Raw genomic sequence first — 1,687 nt, 5'->3', positions numbered from 1 at the left:
ATGTGACTTCGACGCATCGGCGCGTCACCACTTCAACTCCGGCAACCGGCGCGCGACTTCCTCCGCGTTGGCGCGGCTGTTGAAGCTGCTGATGCGGAAGTAGCCCTCGCCCTTTGAGCCGAAGCCGCTGCCGGGCGTGATGACGACGTTGGCCTCGCCGAGGATTTTGTCGAAGGCCGCCCAACTCGTGACGCCTTTCGGGCACTTGACCCAGATGTAGGGCGCGTTCACGCCGCCGAACACTTTCAGCCCGGCCTTCTTCGCGCCGGCGCGCAGCACGGCGGCGTTGCCCATGTAGTGGCCGATGAGCGCGCGCACCTGCGCCTTGCCGTCGTCGCTGTAGAGCGCCTCGGCCGCGCGCTGGACGATGTAGCTCACGCCGTTGAACTTCGTCGCCATGCGGCGGTTCCACAGCGGGTGCAGGGGCTTGAACTCGCCGGTCTTCGTCTGGGCGAGCAGCGACTTGGGCACGACGGTGAAGGCGCAGCGCACGCCGGTGAAGCCGCCGTTCTTCGAGCAACTGCGGAACTCGATGGCGCATTCGCGCGCGCCGGGAATCTCGTAGATCGAATGCGGCAGCGCCGGGTCGGCGATGTAGGCCTCGTAGGCCGCGTCGAAGAGGATGATGGCCTTGTGTTCGAGCGCATACTTCACCCATGCCTCGAGTTGCGGGCGCGTGGCGGCGGCGCCGGTGGGGTTGTTCGGCGAGCAGAGGTAGATGAGGTCCACGTGGCGCCTGGGCGGCTCGGGCACGAAGCCGTTGCCGGGGCGGCACGGGAGATAGACGAGCTTGGCGTAGGCGCCGGCGTCGTTCGCCTCGCCGGTGTGGCCGGCCATCACGTTCGTGTCCACGTAAACGGGATAGACCGGGTCGCTGATGGCGATTTTGTTTTTCGCGCCGAGCACGTCGAGGATGCTGCCGGTGTCGCACTTGGAACCGTCGCTGACGAAAATCTCATCGTCGGCCACGTCGAGACCGTGGTCGCGGAAGTCGTTCTTCGCAATCGCCGCGCGCAGGAACTCGTAGCCTTGCTCGGGTCCGTAGCCGCGGAAGGTCGCGCGGTCGGCCTGTTCATCCACGGCCTTGTGCAATGCGGCGATGACGGCGGGCGGGAGCGGTTCGGTCACGTCGCCGATGCCGCATCGGATGAGCCGCTTCGCGGCGTCGGGGTTCGCGTCGCAGAACGCCTTCACGCGCCGGCCGATTTCGGGGAAGAGGTAGCCGGCCTTGAGCTTGAGGTAGTGGTCGTTGAGTTGGGCCATTTGTGGAGAGCGTCAGTGTTCAGCAGGTCAGTATTCAGTGTTCAGGAGGGGCGCGATCCCGGAACGAGCGGGCGCACCGTAGCGGATGGGAGTGGACGTGGCAAGCGGAGCGCGGGCGCTCACGGGTCCACGAGGATGACGCGGACGTGCTGGCGATCGATGGCGAATTTCTTGCCGGGCGGCGGCGCGGGAAGGCGCGGGATGAGTTTGCGATCCACGAGGACCTGCAGGTCTTTCGGATAATCCGAACTGACCTGCATGTAGGTTTGCAACGCCGCGGTCAGGGCCTCGAGGGTGACGGGAGGGGGGATGTTGGGCTTCGGCGTGCTGGTGGTCTCCGCCGGTTGACCGGTGGCGGGCGCGGCGGGCGCGACGGCGGCCGGTGGCGTGACGGCGGGCGCGGCTGCGCCGCTTGCGGCTTGTC

At 67.1% G+C, this 1,687-nt stretch carries 1 protein-coding gene and 1 pseudogene; both read right to left on the bottom strand.

Translation table 11 applies throughout. From position 1 onward, the window contains the following. Positions 1–24 precede the first annotated feature (24 nt). A complete protein-coding gene (locus tag FJ386_15520; protein MBM3878095.1) occupies positions 25–1,263 on the bottom strand; it encodes an LL-diaminopimelate aminotransferase in 1,239 nt (412 codons plus the stop codon). A gap of 329 nt (positions 1,264–1,592) precedes the next feature. Beyond that, positions 1,593–1,687: pseudogene (locus FJ386_15515) on the bottom strand (preprotein translocase subunit SecG).

Source organism: Verrucomicrobiota bacterium (assembly GCA_016871675.1).
Lineage (GTDB): Bacteria > Verrucomicrobiota > Verrucomicrobiia > Limisphaerales > VHCN01 > VHCN01.
The sequence above is the reverse complement of the archived record's forward strand: the minus strand, read 5'-3'. Positions and strand labels throughout refer to the sequence as shown.